Annotated in this window: 16 protein-coding genes and 1 tRNA gene; 11 read left to right on the forward strand and 6 right to left on the reverse strand. The window is 68.6% G+C overall.

Going from position 1 to position 15,038, the window contains the following annotated elements; all coding sequences use genetic code 11:
• Positions 1-20 precede the first annotated feature (20 nt).
• The 4 genes from U7230_RS13895 (at position 21) to U7230_RS13910 (ending at position 2,659) form a co-directional block, all read left to right on the forward strand.
• The gene (locus U7230_RS13895) at positions 21-536 is read left to right on the forward strand and encodes a hypothetical protein (RefSeq protein WP_324716432.1); all 516 of its coding nucleotides are present in this window, start codon (positions 21-23) and stop codon (positions 534-536) included.
• A 262-nt stretch (positions 537-798) separates the two neighbouring features.
• Positions 799-984 (forward strand): hypothetical protein, encoded by a 186-nt coding sequence (locus U7230_RS13900; protein WP_324716433.1) that lies wholly within the window; start codon positions 799-801, stop codon positions 982-984.
• Between the two features lie 347 nt (positions 985-1,331).
• Positions 1,332-1,490, forward strand: a complete 159-nt coding sequence (locus U7230_RS13905; RefSeq protein WP_324716434.1) for a hypothetical protein — start codon at positions 1,332-1,334, stop codon at positions 1,488-1,490.
• Positions 1,487-2,659: a tyrosine-type recombinase/integrase gene (locus U7230_RS13910; protein WP_324716435.1), complete on the forward strand. Its 1,173-nt coding sequence runs from the start codon at positions 1,487-1,489 to the stop codon at positions 2,657-2,659. Before U7230_RS13905 ends, U7230_RS13910 begins: the two co-directional genes overlap by 4 nt.
• Positions 2,660-2,792: 133 nt before the next feature.
• Here U7230_RS13910 and U7230_RS13915 read toward each other — a convergent pair.
• Both U7230_RS13915 and U7230_RS13920 read right to left on the reverse strand, forming a co-directional pair.
• Positions 2,793-2,883 (reverse strand) — tRNA-Ser (locus U7230_RS13915).
• A 48-nt stretch (positions 2,884-2,931) separates the two neighbouring features.
• Complete coding sequence (locus U7230_RS13920; protein WP_404980688.1) at positions 2,932-3,372, reverse strand: arsenate reductase ArsC; 441 nt, start codon at positions 3,370-3,372, stop codon at positions 2,932-2,934.
• Between the two features lie 265 nt (positions 3,373-3,637).
• Here U7230_RS13920 and U7230_RS13925 point away from each other — a divergent pair, with 265 nt between their 5' ends.
• Positions 3,638-4,243, forward strand: coding sequence for a GNAT family N-acetyltransferase (locus tag U7230_RS13925; RefSeq protein WP_324716437.1), 606 nt, complete (start codon positions 3,638-3,640; stop codon positions 4,241-4,243).
• On the opposite strand, the gene U7230_RS13930 is transcribed toward U7230_RS13925, so the two are convergent.
• A complete protein-coding gene (locus U7230_RS13930) occupies positions 4,209-5,537 on the reverse strand; it encodes an amidase domain-containing protein (protein ID WP_324716438.1) in 1,329 nt (442 codons plus the stop codon). The genes U7230_RS13925 and U7230_RS13930 overlap by 35 nt on opposite strands.
• Before the next feature lie 236 nt (positions 5,538-5,773).
• On the opposite strand from U7230_RS13930, the gene U7230_RS13935 reads away from it, so the two are divergent.
• Complete coding sequence (locus U7230_RS13935; protein WP_324718252.1) at positions 5,774-6,193, forward strand: EamA family transporter; 420 nt, start codon at positions 5,774-5,776, stop codon at positions 6,191-6,193.
• Between the two features lie 100 nt (positions 6,194-6,293).
• Complete coding sequence (locus U7230_RS13940; protein WP_324716439.1) at positions 6,294-7,292, forward strand: carbohydrate kinase family protein; 999 nt, start codon at positions 6,294-6,296, stop codon at positions 7,290-7,292.
• On the opposite strand, the gene U7230_RS13945 is transcribed toward U7230_RS13940, so the two are convergent.
• The gene (locus U7230_RS13945) at positions 7,270-8,040 is read right to left on the reverse strand and encodes an SDR family NAD(P)-dependent oxidoreductase (RefSeq protein WP_324716440.1); all 771 of its coding nucleotides are present in this window, start codon (positions 8,038-8,040) and stop codon (positions 7,270-7,272) included. The two genes, U7230_RS13940 and U7230_RS13945, sit on opposite strands and share 23 nt — an antisense overlap.
• A gap of 114 nt (positions 8,041-8,154) precedes the next feature.
• Positions 8,155-8,394, reverse strand: coding sequence for a hypothetical protein (locus U7230_RS13950; RefSeq protein ID WP_324716441.1), 240 nt, complete (start codon positions 8,392-8,394; stop codon positions 8,155-8,157).
• Positions 8,395-8,721: 327 nt separating this feature from the next.
• Here U7230_RS13950 and U7230_RS13955 point away from each other — a divergent pair, with 327 nt between their 5' ends.
• Together U7230_RS13955 and U7230_RS13960 are read left to right on the forward strand one after the other, a co-directional pair.
• Entirely contained in the window at positions 8,722-11,052 is a 2,331-nt protein-coding gene (locus U7230_RS13955; RefSeq protein ID WP_404980528.1) for a sodium-translocating pyrophosphatase, read from the forward strand.
• 218 nt (positions 11,053-11,270) lie between these two features.
• The gene (locus tag U7230_RS13960; protein WP_324716443.1) at positions 11,271-11,648 is read left to right on the forward strand and encodes a DnaD domain protein; all 378 of its coding nucleotides are present in this window, start codon (positions 11,271-11,273) and stop codon (positions 11,646-11,648) included.
• Between the two features lie 19 nt (positions 11,649-11,667).
• Here the strand turns inward: U7230_RS13960 and U7230_RS13965 are convergent, their stop codons facing one another.
• Positions 11,668-12,507: an RNA methyltransferase gene (locus U7230_RS13965; RefSeq protein ID WP_324716444.1), complete on the reverse strand. Its 840-nt coding sequence runs from the start codon at positions 12,505-12,507 to the stop codon at positions 11,668-11,670.
• A 106-nt stretch (positions 12,508-12,613) separates the two neighbouring features.
• Between U7230_RS13965 and gnd the strand changes: the two genes are divergently transcribed.
• Positions 12,614-13,564 carry a phosphogluconate dehydrogenase (NAD(+)-dependent, decarboxylating) gene (gnd, locus tag U7230_RS13970; RefSeq protein ID WP_324716445.1) on the forward strand — a complete coding sequence of 317 codons (951 nt, stop codon included), beginning with the start codon at positions 12,614-12,616 and terminating at the stop codon, positions 13,562-13,564.
• On the forward strand, positions 13,564-15,027 hold the full coding sequence (gene zwf, locus U7230_RS13975; RefSeq protein ID WP_324716446.1) for a glucose-6-phosphate dehydrogenase: 1,464 nt from the start codon (positions 13,564-13,566) through the stop codon (positions 15,025-15,027). Before gnd ends, zwf begins: the two co-directional genes overlap by 1 nt.
• The last annotated feature ends 11 nt before the right edge of the window (positions 15,028-15,038 follow it).

Consider the following 15,038-nt stretch of genomic DNA (forward strand, 5'->3'; position numbering starts at 1 on the left):
GAGGTGGCTGCTAGCACGAGATGAATAGTTTATACAATGCTCGACATAAACGCTTTACCCTGTGGCGGGAATTGCAGGAGCAGATCCAGGAAATCGACCCTAAAAAGCGAGGGGCGCTCATTCCTCTGTTCCAGGCACTCGGCGATCTGATGGTGACCCATCCCGACTTGCCCATTTCCGAGAAGGCAATCCGTGCCGCACTCCGCGATTATCCGAAGGCCCAGTACGCCTTTTCGGAGCTTTTCGGCCTGCAAAAAGAACCGAGGACGCTCACTCCCGAGGTAGCCCTGACGGAGTTCTTGAAGCAGCACACGGATCGGGGTGGGGTTAACTTCCAAGTAGACGCCAAAGAGCTTTACGGGCTATATTTACGCTGGTGCCAGAAACACCAGGCCCCCAGTTTCGCTTACGCCCAATGGGCACGTACACTGCACCAGCTTATCCCGACCCTCCAACATAAGCGCCCGTGGGCACGGGGCACCCGACCCCTCGTGTACGTCGGCCTGCGGATTCGACCGCTCCGGCGCAAGCTCTAGGTTGGCCGTGGGGGAAAGAAGGCTCCGAGGGGAGGGAGCATGGGAAAAGGGGCCATATTTGCGGGCGTGCGATATACTCATTCTCATCACCACGCGGCAAGCGGTGGAGTCTCGGGCGGGGTCGGGGGGGTCCCCTAACCCCCGTGGGGGGAGCGCCCGGTTCTCACGAGGGGAAGGGCGCACCGGGCGGTTCAGCCACCTTTCCGCCGGGCGAGCCCCCCGCCGTACCTTGGAAGCCAATCAGGAGAAGGGACGGTGCATCATGGAGAAGCTCCATCGGGACGATCTGCGAGTGGTGCTGGAAGCGGCCCTCCAGCATATCCAGAGCCTTCGGGAAGACGACCAGCGGGGCATCGTGCTGGAAGCCGTGCTGCGAGTCGCCCAGGCCGCCGGTGAAGACGTGTATGGCGCTTTCGTCGAGGAGCAGCTAGCCCCCCTGCTCGGATAACCGCCCCCATCGGGCGGGGGTCGGCGCCTGGCGGCCCTCGCCCCTCTCGAATCCCCCTTCGTTCCAAACAGGCGTTCGTGACCTTCTCTTCTCGGCTGGCCCCCGGACTTCCCGCCGACGACGGGAGGAGTCCGTGAGGGGTTCGTGACCCGTGAGGAGCCGAAGCCTGGCCCGCCGTCCCTGACCCTGGTGGTGGCTCCGGGGCCAGGGAAGGCGATTGCCGAAACCGTTGAGCCTCCCAAAAGCCCGTCGCTACGTGCTCCTGTGAGCCGTCCCCACCAATGCCCCCACCAATCCGGTAGACAGTACCGAGGTGCTATGGTACAATAGCACCGGAGGTGAGCCCCATGAATGAGCACGTGGCGATGAACATCCGTCTCCCGAAAGACCTGTGGGAACGCCTGCGCCGCTACGCCTTCGAGCACCACCGCCGGCAGGCGGACGTGATCCGGGACGCACTGGCCCGGTTCTTGGACGCCGAGGAGAGAAAGGAGCGCAAACCGTGAGCATCACTCGACTTTCCGATGGGCGATTCCGGGTACGGGTTTACCTCGGATATGAAAAGGACGCCAAGGGGCGGGAGCGGCGCAAGCTCATCGACCGGATCTGCGCCAATGAGAAGGAAGCAAAGCGTCTAGAGGCCCAGCTTCGAGAGGAGCTTCGCCGCCAGGAGTACGTGCCGCCCACTCGCCTGACCGTCGCAGGCTTTCTCGACGAATGGCTGGAGAAGTCCGCCAAACCCTCTGTCAAGCGGCGCACCTATGAGCGGTACAAGCAATTGGTCGAAAAGCATCTGAAGCCCCACCTCGGAGCCCTGCGCCTCGAAAAGCTGGAGCCCCGTCACGTAGACGGAATGTTGGCCGATCTCTCCGGCAAGATCGCCGACCGCACCAGGCTTCACGTCTACCGGTGCCTGCACCGGGCCATGGAGGTGGCGGTGCGCTGGAGACTCGTCGGGCGCAACGTCTGCGACGCGGTAGAGCCCCCGAAGGCGGACGACCCGGAGATGGTCGTGCTCTCTGCCGAGGAGATCGATCGGCTGTTGCAGGCCGCCAAGGAGCACCACTACCACGGGACGGCAGACTCCCGGTTTTATTGCCTCTACTTGGCCGCCGTCTTCACCGGAATGCGAGAGGGAGAGCTATTCGGCCTGCGGTGGGAAGACCTCGACCTGGAAGAGGGCATCGCCCACGTTCGCCAGACGGTGGAACAGGGCGGGAAGCATCCGGTCTTCGGCACGCCCAAGAACCGCAAGCCTCGTGCCGTGCCCCTGCCCCCGGAAGTGACCGACGCCCTGAAAGCCTGGAAGGTGGAGCAGGAGATCGAGCGGGCCTTCTACGCCCAGGGCTACAGGGATTTCGGATTGGTCTTCACCCGGCCCAACGGTGAGCCACTTTCTCCGAGTGCGTTCGCCCACGGCCCCCACCAGGCCATCGTCGAAAAGGCGAAGCTGCCGAAGAGGCTTCGCTTCCATGACCTGCGCCATACCTTCGCAAGCCGGGCGCTGGCGGCGGGCGCCAACGTGCGGGCCATCTCCGAAATCCTGGGGCACCATGACCCCGGCTTCACACTGAGGGTTTACAGCCACGTGCTGGCAACGGACAAGGCCGAAGCATCCGAGAAGCTGGCGAATTACCTTCGCTCCTCGCCCAAAAAGCAGGAGCCGGGCCGCTAGTGTCTGCTCCCGGCTCCGCCCATGACCCTCGGGAGCCCCGCCCTGTCCCCTTGTAGGCGGGGCTCCTGGCTCATTGGTGGGGAGATTGGTGGGGTCAGATCGCTCTGGTGTCCCCACCAGTAACCTCGCAAAGTGGCGGAGGGGGTGGGGTTTGAACCCACGGAGGGGCTAGGCCCCTCAACGGTTTTCAAGACCGCCTCTTTCGCCCGCTCAGACACCCCTCCGCGCCGGCGCTGCCGCGGCCCGGGGCAGGTCCAACGGCAGTGCCCCCATTATAGCACACGGGGGGAGACCGCCTTCTCTGCTGCCAGAGAGGCGAGGAGCTGGCGTACGTCCCGCTCGATCTCGTCACGCACGGCGCGGAAGACGGCCAGCACGTCCGCTTCGCTGCCCCGCGCCGCTGCGGGATCCGGCAGGGGCCAGTGGTACGAGCGCGTCCCCGGGGGGAGCACCGGGCAGCGATCCCTGGCATCGCCGCACAGGGTGACCACGACGTCGGCCCACCGGATGTCCTCCATCGACAACAGCTTGGAGCGCTGCTGGGAGATGTCGATCCCCACCTCGGCCATCGCCCTGACCGCGTACGGGTGGAGGCCCTTCGGCTCGAGGCCGGCGGAGCGGGCCTCGGCGATGCCCTCCCCGAGCGCCCGCCCGAAACCTTCGGCCATCTGGCTCCGGGCGGAGTTGCCCGTGCACACGAAAAGGATCCGCACCCTGGGCTCCTCGGGAACGGGACTCGCGAAAGGGGACGGAGCCGGGCCAGACTGCAGCCTATCCGCCGACACGCCCATTCCCCCTTCTCGCGTTACGAGTAGCGCTCCCGTATTACGGCATCGTTGCCGTGACGTAACGAAGGGATGGACGACGCGCCGGCCGGCAGGCACGCCGACGGCCGCACTCGACTCATGTCGACACGTCCCCGTTGACACCGTGGCGGGCGTTGGCTACCCTGCGAGGGAGGCTGGAGGGCATGGGTCCATGAACGAGGCGGCGCTGGCAGCCATCGACGACGCGTGGAGCCGGACTGGCAGGCGGGTGCGGCTGCGCCTGCTGCGCGAGTCGGACCTGCCCAAGCGGCTCGAGATGACCAACGATCCGCAGGTGCAGATCGAAACGCTCGGCATGACCGTCGGAGAGCGGACGCCTTACGATATCCGCAGCTGGTTCAAGACCCTCTCCCACGACCCTTCCAGCCGGCAGATCGCGGTCGAGGACGCGCAGGGCCGTTACGTGGGCGACTTCGACCTCCACAGCCTCGACGCGCGCCAGGACGAGGGCTGGGTGGAGCCGTTCTTCGGGGACAAAGAGGTGAGGGACCAGGGCCAGCAGGCCGTGGCCCACCTCCTGACCGACGCGTTCGAGACGCTGCTTGCCTATCTCTTCGACGAGATGCGGCTTTCCCGAGTCATGGTGGAGTGCCTGAGCACCCACCCGGTCCTGCTCCAGGTGCTGCACGATCTGGGCTTTTCGGATGTCGGCCGCATCGACCACATGAACGGCGTCATCTCCCACGTCATGGAGCTGCGACGCGACGCCCGCCGCGTTCCGCCTACGACCTTACCTGGAGGATCCAGAAGATGGTAGCCTGGTCCCACCCCACGTCCCAGGGAACCGCGTTGCGGTCGGCGGTGTGAGAGTTGACCACGATATAACCCCGGAAATCCCGGCCGACCACCGGCGCGAAGTGGACGAGCCGCCCCTTCTCCTGATACCCGATCAGGTCTCCCGGCTCGAGCTCGTTGACGGCGCCCTTCGGGTGGCGGTCGGTGGCCTTGACCACGTCGGCGAATCGCCCCCTGGCGATGAGCTTGGCCCTCCCGGTGGCGAGCAGGTGATCCAGCAGGCTCAAGGTCTGGACCCACGCCCGGCTACCGCCCGAACCCTTGCGGTAGTACCAGGAGTGGTCCATCGGCAGGCCTCCCGCATGGAGCACCTGGGAGGCGAAGTTGGTGCAGTCGCCGCCGATGTCCGTGTAGTCGATGTACTCGGCGTTGTACCGCCCTCCGTTGCCGCAGCCCCACGCAGCGCCGCAGTACGTGCGAGCGTAGCGGGCCGCCGCCTCCCGGTCGTAACCCTGCCGCGGCCGGCCCGACCCGGCCGCCAGGCTGACGAACCGGCCCACCTCCCCGGGGATCCCGCTCACCAGCTGCCACGCCCGGGCCAGGAGGGTGGGAGCCGGTTCGCCCAGGGAACGCACCTGCTCCAGCAAGCCGAACGCCGCGAGCTGGTCGTCTCCGGGCGGCGAACAGGTGGCACCCCCCAGGGCTTGCGCTCTCGCCAGCGGCTCGAGGAACCCACCCGAGGCGGCCACGTCGGCCGGCGTCACCTCTGGGACGAGGCTGTCCTCGTCCAGGGGGTCGGTGTACCAGTCGCGGCGGATCACCCACCGACCGCCCTGCTCTACCAGCTGCATCGCGTGCCGGGTGCCGATGCCAAACAGGTGCTTCTCGAGGGTAGGGTCCCCCCGGTAGACGTATCCCAAGCGGGTCGACTGGAGCAGGCTCACCCACGCTTCGTCCTTGCCCAACCGTACGTTCGTGACCCGTACGCCCGAGCTGGCGCTCACCAGGTCGATCTGGCGCTTCTCCGCCCACGCCCGCAGGTAGCGCAGCCTGCGCTGCTCGTGCTCCAGCGCCCATCGCCCGTAGACCGACGACCGGTCGTAATGGGGGGCCAGGGCCCCGTCGTCGAAGCGGATCAGAGCCTGAGCCCGTTCGTCAAGCAACCGGTTGACGAGCGCAACGATCTCCCCCTTGGGATCCGGGGTCGCCCGTGCAGGGGGATGCCGGCGAAAGACGTAGCGCCCTACCGCGGCAACGCCCAGCACGACCAGCAGCCCCACCACGAGACGGCGCGCGCGTACGGTAGCGACCCACATGCGCATGGAACCCTCCCGCACCGTAGCCTCCACGTGACTCAAGGGACGGTATGCACGGGAGTCCCGTCCCCATTCGACCGGGGCCGGGGCGAGGGAGCGCGGCCGGAGGCCTTTCTCCTGCGCTTGGTCATGGCCGTCGAGGCCCGGCACATAGCCTGCCGGGGAGAGGGCGGCGCCGGGCCTCGCCTCCCAGGCTACGGGCCGCCAGGCAGAGGATGGGGAAGTCGTTGGTTTCGGTGCTGCTGGCGCTCCTGGGTGCGGTCTTGTGGGGGCTGGCCCCCATCGCCGGCAAGGTCGGGCTGGCGAGCGTGGACGCGCTGGCGGCCCTTGCCCTTCGAACCCTCATGGCGTCGGCCCTGATCTTGGGGTTCGTCCTGGGAGCGGGCGGGTGGCACTACCTGGAACGGGTCCCGGCGCGGGCGTGGTTGCCCATCGGGGTCGAGGCGGTGCTGGCCGCTCTCGTGGGCGATCTGGCCTACTACCTGGCCCTCAAGTACGGCCAGGCCTCCACTGTCGCACTGGTCATGGCAATTTCTCCCCTCGTCACGCTCGTGAGCGCGCACCTCCTCCTGGAAGAGCCGATCACGCGCCTCCAGCTGGCCGGTGCGATCTTGATCGTGGTGGGTGTCTTCCTGGTGGGCGCTCAGGCTCGCTGAGGCGCGGGAGCAGGATGGCGTGGCAGCGGACGGAAGGGCCACGCCTCGTCCCATCGAAACCCGTCACGAGGCGGCTCGCTTCACAGGGGAGGGACCCGGGGTGCCGGACGTTGTCGTCGTCGGAGAAGCCCTCATCGACATGGTGTCGGATCGGCCCGGGGTCTCGATCGGCGAGGCTCCGGGGTTTCGGAAGTGCCCGGGCGGCGCGCCTGCCAACGTGGCCGTAGGGCTGGCCCGCCTGGGGGCATCGGTGGGGTTCGTCGGCGTGGTGGGAGACGACCCCTTCGGGCGGTATCTCAAGGCCTTCCTCCGGCAAAACGGCGTGGACGTGACGTACATGCGTGTCACCAAGGAGGCGCTCACCACCCTGGCCTTCGTCGCGCTGGGGCCGCGGGGTGAGACCGAGTTTTCTTTCTACCGCAGGCCCGGCGCGGACACTCTGGTGAGCCCGGAGGACCTCTCTCCCGCCTACCTGGCATCGGCACGGCTGTTCCATTTCGGCACCGTCAGCATGGCAGAGCAGCCGTCGCAGTCGGCGGTGTGGGCAGGCATCGAGAGGGCCGCCGCTGCGGGCCTCTCGATCTCCCTGGACGTCAATTACCGCCCCGCGCTCTGGGCCGATCCGGCGCAAGCGCTGGTACTGACGCGCCGTGCCCTCGAGGCAGTTCATCTGCTCAAGACCAGCGGCGACGAGTTGGAGATGTTGAGCGGCTCCCGGGACGAGGCAGGCGCTCGCAGGCTGCTCGACGACTACTCCCGGCTTTCGCTCGTCGTCGTCACCGAAGGGCCGCAGGGCAGCTGGGCGGTGACCCGCGGCGGAGCGGTGGCCCGAGCGGCTGCCTTCGAGGTCGAGGCGGTGGACACGACCGGCGCAGGAGATGCGTTTTGGGCGGCGGCGCTATGGCAGTTGCTCGGCCTGGCCCGCCGCGCCGGCCGTTCTCCGAAAGAGGTGGCCGCGGCGCTGGATGCCCCCGCGCTCCGGCGCCTGCTCGCCACCGCCAACGCGGCCGGCGCCCTGACGGTACAGGTCCAGGGCGCGATGACGGCCCTGCCGACCCGGGAGGAGTTGGATCGGTTCACGGCTCGTATAGCATCTTGACGGTCATGCCGCCGTCGAGCACGACGTTGGCTCCCGTCATGAAGCCGGCGTCGTCGGAGACCAGGAAGAGGCATGCTGCCGCTACGTCCTCGGGCCTGCCCACCCTGCCTACGGGGTGCTGGGCGTGGTCGACGTGGCGCAGTTCGGGCGAGCGGCGACGGTCTCGCCGGCGCCACAACGAGGTCTCGATCCATCCCGGGCTGATGCAGTTGACGCGCACGTGCGGCCCCAGGGTGATGGCCAGCGCGTGGGTAAGCGCCACGAGGCCGCCTTTGGAGGCCGAGTAAGGCTCGGTATTGGGCTCCGACATGAAGGCCCGGGTCGACGCGATGTTGACGATGGAGCCTCGTGCCCGCCGCAGATGGGGCGCCGAGGCCTGAGCGAGGATGAACGGCGCCCGGAGGTTGACGGCCAGCACCCGGTCCCACTGCTCGACCGTGATCTCCTCGAACGGCGCGTGGATGCCGATGCCCGCGTTGTTGACCAGGATGTCCAGGCGGTGCCACCGCGCCAGTGCCTGATCGACGGCCCGGCGGGCCTGCGCCGGATCCCCGACGTCGGCCACCACGGCCATGGCGTCCACGCCGTGCTCCCGCAACTCCGCCTCGGCGTCTTTGGCTGAATCGGCGTCGATCTCGACGACGGCCACCGCCGCGCCGGCCTCCCCGAGCCTCATTGCGATCGCCCGCCCGATGCCTTCTCCGGCCCCCGTGACGAGGGCCAGTTTGCCTCGCAACGACGTGCTCACGCCTCACCTCCCGCAGCTGCACCCCGACCGGTGGCGCGCGCTATCTGCCCGGTACCGACAGGGGATCAAACGGCGCGCCGGACACGCTGCGCGCGGCTGCGGCCCTCGCCGCACTCAGGTGGCCGCCTTGTAGCAAGGCTGACAGAGGATCTCGCAGTTGCTGGCCGTGGCCGGTCTGGCGGGGTCATAGGGGCGGGCCTCCCAGCCCCCGGGCCCGTCGTGGCCCCGTAACTCCCACTGCAGGCGCTTGGGGCACCGGACCGGATGGCCGTGCCCGCTGCGGGTGCACTCGCACCGGGCCCCCGCCCGGCGAAACGCCTGCTCCACGACAGCCTCGGGAAACGCCTCGACCATGGGAGGCACCCCCTCCGGCCTGCTTTGCTCCCCTCCTACGGGTTCGCCGGCCGGAAGAGGCCTCCTGCTGCGCTCTGCCGCCTCTCCGCGTGCCGTACGCAGCGGGGGGCGCGGGCGCGCCGGCGCATTCAACACGGGGAGGCATACGAGCTAGATTCCAATACGATTACGCGCTGATCCGGCGAGGCACGGCGGCGATGCACTTGAACGAAGCGGGCCGCGTATTCGTCACGTCTGGCGCGTAGCGCAGGATGGCTCTCGTGCAGGACTCGTCGCACGACTGTCGAAGTCCCGGCCGTTCCAAGGAGACGGAGGCGAGTACGAGGTATGGGCGGGTTGACGCTGACACCGTTCGAAACGGGCGCACTGTGGGTCGTGCTTCTCGTGGCGGTCGCCGGTCTCGCCTACGCAGCCTTCCTCAGATCCCAGGTGATGCGGGAGGAGACGGGCACCGCCAGGATGCGGGAGGTATGGGACGCCATCCGCCAGGGCGCCGACGCCTACCTGCGCCGGCAGCTCGGGACCATCCTGCCTTTCATCGGCGTCTTGACGGTGCTGCTCTTCTTGAGCGTTTACGTGGTGCCGCCGAGCCCGCAGGCAGTCGAGCGGTTCGCCGGGTACGATCCCGGGACCGTCCGGCTCATCGTGGGGCTGGGGCGGGCCATCGCGTTCATCATGGGCGCGGTCTTCTCCTTGCTCGTAGGGCAGCTTGGCATGCGGATGGCGGTGCAAGGCAACATCCGGGTGGCGGCCGCGGCGCGCTCGAGCTTCGATCGGGCGCTGCGGATCGCCTACCGTAGCGGCACCGTCACCGGGATGTTGACCGACGGGCTGGGGCTCCTGGGTGGCACGGTGATCTTCATGTACTTCGGCAAGGCAGCCCCTGACGCCTTGCTCGGGTTCGGCTTCGGCGGTACGCTCCTGGCGCTGTTCATGCGGGTGGGCGGTGGGATTTACACCAAGGCTGCAGACGTGGGGGCCGACCTGGTCGGCAAGGTGGAGAAGGACATCCCCGAGGACGACCCCCGCAACGCCGCCGTCATCGCCGACCTCGTGGGCGACAACGTGGGCGACTGCGCCGGGATGGCGGCAGACATCTTCGAGTCCTACGAGGTGACCATCGTTTCCGGCTTGATCTTGGGCCTTACGCTTGTTCACCTGACAGGCGACATCAAGTGGATCATCTTCCCGCTGTTGGTGCGGGCCATCGGCGTGTTCGCCTCGATCGTGGGCACGTACCGGGTACGGGGGCACTCGGACGAGCGGGGCGACGCAATGGGCGCCATCAACCGGGGGTTTTATACTTCGGCGGCGGTCTCCATCGTGGGCTTCGCGCTGGTGGCGGCGTTTTACATGCACGAGTGGCGGGCGTTTGCCTCGGTGGTGGCCGGTGTGATCCTGGCCATCGTCATCGATGAGCTGACCCGCTACTTCACCGACGGCCGCTACGCCCCCGTACGAGAGATCCAGCGCAGCACCGACGGCGGGCCGGCGACGACCATCATCACAGGCCTGGCGGTGGGGTACGAGTCGACCGTCTGGGCGGTGCTGGTCATCGGAGCCACCATCCTGAGCGCCATCGCCATCTACTGGAGCTATCCGGTGGCCTCGCTGGCGGACAAGGTCCACTACATCCTCTACGGCGTGGCGATGACAGGCATCGGCATGCTGACGCTGACGGGCAACAACGTGGCGATGGACTCCTATGGCCCCATCTCCGATAACGCCAACGGCATCGGGGAGATGGCAGGCCTCGAGCCCAAGGCCCGGCAGATCATGGCCGACCTCGACGCCGTCGGCAACACCACGAAGGCCATCACCAAGGGCGTCGCCATCGGATCGGCCGTCATCGCGGCGGTGTCGCTGTTCGGTTCGTTCGTGGCGGACGTCAGCATGATCGACCCGCAGGCGCTGGCCAACGGCATCCGGGTCTCGGAGCCCATGGTCTTTGTCGGGCTGCTCATCGGAGGGTCGGTGCCGTGGCTGTTCTCCTCGCTCTCCATCAAGGCGGTGGGCCGGGCAGCGGGCCTCATCGTGCAGGAGGTGCGCCGGCAGTTTCGCATCCCCGGCATCATGGAGGGCACCGTCAAGCCTGACTACGCCAGGGCCGTGCAGATCTCGACCGTGGCAGCGCAAAAGGAGCTCGTCAGCCTTGCCACGCTGGCGGTCATGGGGCCCATCGTGGTCGGGTTGGCGCTGGGTGTCGAGGCGCTGGGCGGCTTCCTCGCGGGCGCCATCCTCTCGGGGCAGCTGCTGGCGGTTTTCATGGCCAATGCCGGCGGGGCCTGGGACAACGCCAAGAAGCTCATCGAGGACGAGCCGAGGGATCTGGCCCGTAACACGGGTAAGGGCTCCGAACGCCACAAGGCCGGGGTCGTGGGCGACACCGTGGGCGACCCGTTGAAGGACACCGCCGGGCCTGCCCTCAACCCCATGATCAAGGTCGTCAACCTGGTGAGCCTCATCATTGCTCCCATCATCGTGCGTTACCAGGGCATCAGCCTGGGCACCGGCCTCGTGATCGTGCTGGCCCTGGCCGCCGTGGCGTGGGCCATCCGGACCTCCAAGCGGGAGGCGCCCGCTTTCGGCGCGGTGGGCGCCGAGCAGGTGGCAGCCTCGGCCTCCGGCAGCACGCCGCCGGGCGGCCTGGCCGGCTGAGGGCGGGGTCGAGCCCGCGCTCCGGTTGAGGCAGCTCTGGGCCGGCGTGGGATAGACGAGACGAACTTGGGCACCGGCGCTGCGATCCTGCCGTGGCGCCGGTGCCCGGCTTTCGTTGACCAGCACACCCACCCCAACAGGGCGCCCCGCGGTGTCCACCGGCCGGGGATCCTGCATAAGCCGAGGAGGCCGGTGCGACCGAGGAAGGGGGAGCTGGCATGCACCGGGTCGGAAGGGCGGGACGGCCCGGTCTGGCGAGGTTGCGGCCGTCGGCGCTGCTGCGATCTTGGGTGGCTGCGCTCAAGGCGGCCCGGATCATGGACGTCTGGTCGGGAGGCGCCGGGCGCTCGCTGGTACGGCCGGAGCACCGGGCCGTGCTGGACTGGTACCGAGCGCGCCTGGGCGTACCCAGGGTCGCGGAAGCGGATTGCTTGCTCGGGTGGATGACGACGCGGGGCATGGGACCCGAGGTGGTGGTGCTGGCCATCGAGGCGACGGCCCACAGCCGCCAGCCCGGTTTCACCCAGTTGGAAGCGACGCTCCGGCGGTGGTACGAGCAGGGCGTCCGGTGCTGGACGGACCTGTGCCGCCGTTGACGGGGCAAGCCCCGTCCGCCTAACGCCGAGGCGCTTGCCCGGCCGCTCGGGCGATGCGGGTCATGTGGCGGAAGAGGTTGATGAGCAGCTCCACCTCGTGGGGGTCGGGCACGGCTCGCAGCAGGAGAGCTTCCAGGCGGGAAAGCGCCGCCGCCCGGCGGGCGGGGCTGGTGTGTGGATGCAGTGTCTCGAGCAGCTCCTCGATCGCCCCCACCATCTCGGCGCGCTGGGACCCCGGCGCGATGGGCCGGTCGACGGGTACCGCCATCGGGTGCCCCGTCTCGGCTCTCGTTCTCTCTGGGCGCGCCTCTTCGCACCACGCCACGTACAGCTCGTAGAGCACGATCCCGGCGGCGTGCGACAGGTTGAGCGAGTGGTGGCCGGGGTCGGTGGGGATCGTGACCAGCGCGTGCGCCCGGTCAATGACGGAGTTGGGCAGGCCGTCCCGCTCGCGCCCGAAGAGGACGGCCGCGGGCGCGCCCGGATTGGCCGAGGCGGCCTGCAGCAAAGCCCGGGCGGCCTGGCGGGGCGTCAGCCTCTCCCTCACGAGCTCGCGGGGCCGCCCCGTCGTCGCGAGCACCAGGCTGCAGTCCGCGAGGGCCTCCTCCAGCGTCGCGAACCGCCGCGCGGCGGCCAGCACTTCCTGCCCTCCGTGCGCGATGGCCTCGATCCGCCAGGGGTCCCACGCGGCAGGCTCCACCAGCCGGAGCCCCGTCACCTCGAAGTTGGTCATGAGCCGCACGACGCTCGCGACGTTGACGAGGTCCTCGGGCTGGTAGAGTACGACCACGACGTTGTCGAGAAGTCCCCGTCCCCGGGTGGCCGCGCTCTGCGGCACCGCCTTCTCCCGCTCCTCCATCGACTCCCTCGCCCTCTTCCCCAGCTTCTATGTCGCGCTCCGGGCGCCTTCCCGCAAAGGGCGGGCGCCGGTGGGGAGACTAACCGGGGACAAGGGGGACGCACGCATGGAAGTCGCGGTGATCGGGCTGGGCCGGATGGGGGGCAACATGGCCCGGCGCCTGCTGAGCAAAGGCCACAGAGTGGTCGTCTGGAACCGATCGCCCGGCCCCCTCGAAGCACTGGAGAAAGAAGGCGCCGAGCCTGCCCGCTCCTTCGATGAGGTCGTTGAACGGCTGGAGCCGCCCCGCGTGGCCTGGCTGATGCTGCCCGCAGGCGAGGTCACGTCCCACGCGGTGGAAGAGTTCGCACGCCGGCTGCATCCGGGAGACGTCCTGGTCAACGGGGCCAACAGCTACTACCGGGATTCCATGGCTTACGCCGAACGGCTGCACCCCAGAGGCATCGGGTTCGCAGACGTCGGGGTGTCGGGAGGCATCTGGGGGCGAGAGTACGGCTACGGCCTCATGGCAGGCGGCTCCGACGAGGTCATCGCCCACCTGCGCCCGCTCCTCGAAGCGCTGGCCCCTGCTCCGGACCGCGGGTGGGTCCACGCTGGCCCGGTCGGGGCAGGCCACTACGCCAAGATGGTGCACAACGCCATCGAGTACGCCCTCATGCAGGCTTACGCCGAGGGGTTCGAACTCTTGAGGCGCAAGGAGTTCGACATCGACCTGGCGGCGGTGGCGGAGGCCTGGAGGCACGGGACGGTCATCCGGAGCTGGCTGCTCGACCTGATTGCCGCCGAACTCCGGTCGGATCCACGGCTTTCCGGTGTCGCGCCGGTGGTCGCCGACTCGGGGGAGGGGCGCTGGGCCGCGCACGAGGCCATCGACCTCGGGGTTGCAGCACCGCTTCTGGCGCTGGCTCTTCACGAGCGGTTCAAGAGTCAGGACGCAACACACTATCCTTACCGAGTGCTGGCCGTGCTGCGGCGTGCCTTCGGCGGGCACGCCGTGGCCGTGCGCGACGCCACCGACCCCGCGCAGCAGGAGCATCAAGGGCAGGAGCGCGCCTGATGGGTCGCAGGCGGACCGCGGGGCCCAGGGATCTCGCCATCGTCATTTTCGGCGCGAGCGGCGACCTTGCCAGGCGCAAGCTCTTCCCCGCGCTCTTCCGGCTCGACTGCCAGGGGCAGCTGCCGCCCGCCCTGGAGATCATCGGGGTCGCCCGCCGGAGGTGGGACGATGCGGCCTTCCGCGCGCACGTCGGCGCCGCGCTGGAGGAGTTCGTGTCCGGGCACGACCGGGAGGAGCGGGCGCGGTTCGAGGCGCGCCTTCGGTTCGTCGCCGGAGGCATGGACGAGGAGGCGGTCAAGGCGGTAGCCGCCCGGGTGCCCGGGCAGGCGGTCTTCTACCTGGCCCTTCCGCCGGGGCTCTTCGGCGAGGCGGCCCGGCTGCTGGCAGGGGCGGGTCTTCACCGGGAGGAGGGGGGCTTCCGTCGGCTCGTGGTGGAGAAGCCTTTCGGCCGGGACCTGGCCAGCGCCCGGCACCTCGACGCGCAGGTGCGGCGAGACTGGCAGGAGGCGCAAATCTACCGGATCGATCATTTCCTGGGAAAGGAAGCCGTTCAAAACCTGCTGGTGTTCCGGTTCGCCAACGCGTTTCTCGAACCGGTCTGGAATCGCGACCACGTCGACCACGTCCAGGTGACGGTGGCCGAGACTCTGGGAATGGAGGGCCGCGCCCGGTACTACGACAGCCTGGGGGCCTTGCGCGACATGGTGCAAAACCACCTCCTGCAGCTGGTCACGCTCACGGCCATGGAGCCGCCGGCCCGGCTCGACGGCGACGACCTGCACGACGAGAAGGTCAAGGTGCTGAAAAGCGTGCGCCCCGTCGACGAGGACGTGGACGGTGCGGTCGTTCGGGCGCAGTATGGCCCCGGGGAGGTCGACGGCCGGGGAGTGCCCGGCTACCGGGACGAAGAAGGCGTCCGTCCGGGTTCCAGGACCGAGACGTACGTGGCGCTGCGGCTGCTGGTGGATAACTGGCGGTGGCTGGGCGTGCCCTTCTACCTGCGGACCGGCAAGCGCCTGGCTGCCAGCCGCAGCGAGGTGGCCATCCGGTTCAAGGTGCCTCCCCAGAAGTTTCTGGAACCTGCCACGCTCGGGCGGCTCGAGCCCAACTGGCTCGTGCTGTCCATGAAGCCCGACGAGTGCCTCAGCCTGGTCGTGCAGGCCAAGCAGGTCGGACTGAAGCTCACGCCCCGGACGGTCGTCCTGCAGGCGGCGTACCGGGCGCAGGGAGACCCCGAGGTCGATGCCTACGAGAGCCTCTTGCTGGACGTCCTCGAAGGTAACCGTACCTACTTTCTGCGGTACGACGAGGTGGACTGGGCGTGGCGGGTCCTGGATCCGGTGCTGGAGTATTGGGACCGCCGACCGGACGGGCTGGCCTCTTACCCCGCCGGCTCGGAAGGGCCTGCAGAGGCCGGCCGGATCTTCCTCCACCGGGGGCACGTGTGGCTTCCCCTGAAGTGACCTGGTACCAT

Origin of the sequence: Limnochorda sp. L945t, from assembly GCF_035593305.1 — a bacterium.
GTDB classification, from domain to species: Bacteria; Bacillota; Limnochordia; order Limnochordales; family Geochordaceae; genus Carboxydichorda; species Carboxydichorda subterranea.

Excerpts from the sequence above, each read along its gene's own strand:
- U7230_RS13960 (WP_324716443.1), top strand. The coding sequence starts at position 11,271 with ATGCACCGGGTCGGAAGGGCGGGACGGCCCGGTCTGGCGAGGTTGCGG.
- U7230_RS13965 (WP_324716444.1), bottom strand. The coding sequence starts at position 12,507 with ATGGAGGAGCGGGAGAAGGCGGTGCCGCAGAGCGCGGCCACCCGGGGA.
- U7230_RS13905 (WP_324716434.1), top strand. The coding sequence starts at position 1,332 with ATGAATGAGCACGTGGCGATGAACATCCGTCTCCCGAAAGACCTGTGG.
- U7230_RS13925 (WP_324716437.1), top strand. The coding sequence starts at position 3,638 with ATGAACGAGGCGGCGCTGGCAGCCATCGACGACGCGTGGAGCCGGACT.
- U7230_RS13950 (WP_324716441.1), bottom strand. The coding sequence starts at position 8,394 with ATGGTCGAGGCGTTTCCCGAGGCTGTCGTGGAGCAGGCGTTTCGCCGG.
- U7230_RS13900 (WP_324716433.1), top strand. The coding sequence starts at position 799 with ATGGAGAAGCTCCATCGGGACGATCTGCGAGTGGTGCTGGAAGCGGCC.
- zwf (WP_324716446.1), top strand. The coding sequence starts at position 13,564 with ATGGGTCGCAGGCGGACCGCGGGGCCCAGGGATCTCGCCATCGTCATT.
- U7230_RS13930 (WP_324716438.1), bottom strand. The coding sequence starts at position 5,537 with ATGTGGGTCGCTACCGTACGCGCGCGCCGTCTCGTGGTGGGGCTGCTG.
- gnd (WP_324716445.1), top strand. The coding sequence starts at position 12,614 with ATGGAAGTCGCGGTGATCGGGCTGGGCCGGATGGGGGGCAACATGGCC.
- U7230_RS13955 (WP_404980528.1), top strand. The coding sequence starts at position 8,722 with ATGGGCGGGTTGACGCTGACACCGTTCGAAACGGGCGCACTGTGGGTC.
- U7230_RS13895 (WP_324716432.1), top strand. The coding sequence starts at position 21 with ATGAATAGTTTATACAATGCTCGACATAAACGCTTTACCCTGTGGCGG.